Origin of the sequence: Flavobacterium croceum DSM 17960 (assembly GCF_002917885.1) — a bacterium.
GTDB lineage: Bacteria > Bacteroidota > Bacteroidia > Flavobacteriales > Flavobacteriaceae > Flavobacterium > Flavobacterium croceum.
Genome location: NZ_PQNY01000075.1, coordinates 1 through 2,112, shown reverse-complemented (window position 1 = coordinate 2,112; position 2,112 = coordinate 1). Strand labels below are relative to the sequence as shown.

Sequence of the window (2,112 nt, the reverse complement as noted above, 5' to 3'; positions counted from 1 at the left end):
ATTGATTTTTTGTTAATTTTTGATACATTTTTTTATTTTTAATTAATTACTTTTTTCAGTTTTCTATTCTGTTGCGGTAGTATGACGCACAACGTAAAAGCATTGCCGATGTTGGGGATTTTGAAAAACTAATGTTCAATTTAGCAATGCAGTTTAATAGTAGTACAAAAGTTTAAATTAACCACGTCTGCCCCAATTTTGGCAATGCAATGTTAGCAGTAGCCTTTTTTCGGTCAGTCGTACAAAACAAATAATAAAAATGGAAAAAGTAATTAGAGATGGAAAAGTTGCCGTGCTTATCTCACACGGATTTGGTGCAGGTTGGTATTCTTGGAACACAGAACATCAGCAATTATTATTTCATCCTAAATTGGTTGAAATGGTTGAGCAAAATAGGAATGACGAAATTGATGATGAATGGGTAAAAGATAATTTAGGCATTGATATTTATGCTGGTGGTTCTGATGGATTGTCAATTCATTGGCTACCTGTCGGCACGGCTTTTCAAGTTGAAGAATACGATGGTGCTGAAAGTTTAAGAACTATTGATGATTTGTGCATTGTCGCATAAGGTTACTGCTAACGGTTTGCGGCTTGGCGAAGGTGGCGATTTAACCACAAATGTTCATACGAAGCACACACTTCAAATTTACGAAAAACTGTCATACGAAGCACTGAACCGCCACTTTTGCCAAACCGCTGTTAGTGGCTGGGCTTCTTTGTTTTCCGTCTGTCAGCAACATTTTTTGTCCTGCTGAATTGGTGGACAAGCAACACTTCCGTAGCTACAATAAACACAGCAGTCGCCTTGTTTTGGTTTTAGAACTTGTTTGCATTTTTCACATTCGTAAAAATATTGGCAAGCGTCTGTCGGCATTGTTTCTTCTTTCTTATGTCCGCAGTTGGGGCAAGTTATTGTTGATTGTAATTTGATTTCCATTTTAATTTTCTTTTTTGTCGGTTACAGAATATCCTGTTGAGTTTATTGCTTTTTCGATTTCAGAAATATTTGTTTTTGAGTTGTCAAATTCTATGATTGCATTTCCATTTTCATATGAAGCGTTTGAACTTATTATTCCTGTCAATTTATTTACTTCGTGATTTATGTGTTCTTCGCAACTCGCACAAGTCATTCCGCTAATCGTAAATTTTACTTTTTGAATATTGGATTTGTCCACTACTATGATTTGCTTTTCTTTCTTTGGGTAGAAAATGCTTGAATAGTATGGAAAGGCAAGCATAACGATTGCAAATGCTGTTACAATTCCTAAAAACATTTTTGACTGAATGAATTTTGGTTTTTCTTCTGTCTCACAGTTGCAGTCAATTTGCTTTTTAGGTTTCAACTTTTGATACCAAGCAAAACCAAGAACCAAAATTGTCAAACCGATAAAATACGGTCTGAAAGGTTCGAGCCAAGAAAAAGTAGAAGCAAGTCCGCTTGTTCCTGCAATGAGAGCCAAGACAGGTGTAATGCAACACAATGAAGCTGCAATTGCTGTTAAAAGTCCTGCTCCGATTAGTTTGTTGTCTGTTTTCATAATGTTTCTAATATTTTGTTTTCGTCAAGTATTTTGAAAAACGGTTTCAGCATTTTTTCATACTCTTTTGTCAACGAGTAAAAAATGGTTTGTGCTTCTCGTTCGGTTTCAATAAGTTTTCTGTCTTTGAGTTTTCTCAAGTGTTGTGAAACTGCTGAAATTGTCATACCGAGAATGTCGCTTATATCACAAACACAAAGTCGTTTTTCTTCATAGAGCAGAAATAGAATTTTCAGTCTTACGTTGTTTCCTGCCAATTCAAGTCCGTTCGATAAATAGTCAAACGAGCCGTTGAGTTCTGAAACTCGGTCTTTACAGCGGTTTATTTGTTTAATGTCCGCTTGTTGTCTTATACAAGAATTGTTGTCCATAGCACAAAGGTAGTCAATTTGTTTATTTAAGCAACTGCTAAAATATAAAATGTCAAAAAGAACCCGATTTTGTCTGACGGGTTGTGTCGTCATAGCCTTGCCACTAACGTTTTGCGGCTTGACGCAGAAGCGAAGCCAGCGAACGAATTAATTTCTGCTAAAGATAAACATTTTCGTGAAAAACGGACTTCAATTTAAGA

The 2,112-nt window shown here is 35.8% G+C and carries 4 protein-coding genes; 1 reads left to right on the top strand and 3 read right to left on the bottom strand.

The window, feature by feature from the left end; genetic code table 11:
* Window positions 1-259: 259 nt before the first annotated feature.
* Complete coding sequence (locus Q361_RS13470) at window positions 260-571, top strand: hypothetical protein (RefSeq protein ID WP_103727239.1); 312 nt, start codon at window positions 260-262, stop codon at window positions 569-571.
* 162 nt (window positions 572-733) lie between these two features.
* On the opposite strand, the gene Q361_RS13950 is transcribed toward Q361_RS13470, so the two are convergent.
* The 3 genes from Q361_RS13950 to Q361_RS13455 are packed head-to-tail and all read right to left on the bottom strand — an operon-like array spanning window position 734 to window position 1,912.
* Entirely contained in the window at window positions 734-940 is a 207-nt protein-coding gene (locus Q361_RS13950; RefSeq protein WP_069796431.1) for a GDCCVxC domain-containing (seleno)protein, read from the bottom strand.
* Window position 941: 1 nt separating this feature from the next.
* The gene (merTP, locus tag Q361_RS13460; protein WP_103727238.1) at window positions 942-1,541 is read right to left on the bottom strand and encodes a mercuric transport protein MerTP; all 600 of its coding nucleotides are present in this window, start codon (window positions 1,539-1,541) and stop codon (window positions 942-944) included.
* The gene (locus tag Q361_RS13455) at window positions 1,538-1,912 is read right to left on the bottom strand and encodes an ArsR/SmtB family transcription factor (RefSeq protein ID WP_026728957.1); all 375 of its coding nucleotides are present in this window, start codon (window positions 1,910-1,912) and stop codon (window positions 1,538-1,540) included. Before Q361_RS13455 ends, merTP begins: the two co-directional genes overlap by 4 nt.
* Window positions 1,913-2,112 lie beyond the last annotated feature (200 nt).

Excerpts from the sequence above, each read along its gene's own strand:
- Q361_RS13470 (WP_103727239.1), top strand. The coding sequence starts at position 260 with ATGGAAAAAGTAATTAGAGATGGAAAAGTTGCCGTGCTTATCTCACAC.
- Q361_RS13950 (WP_069796431.1), bottom strand. The coding sequence starts at position 940 with ATGGAAATCAAATTACAATCAACAATAACTTGCCCCAACTGCGGACAT.
- merTP (WP_103727238.1), bottom strand. The coding sequence starts at position 1,541 with ATGAAAACAGACAACAAACTAATCGGAGCAGGACTTTTAACAGCAATT.
- Q361_RS13455 (WP_026728957.1), bottom strand. The coding sequence starts at position 1,912 with ATGGACAACAATTCTTGTATAAGACAACAAGCGGACATTAAACAAATA.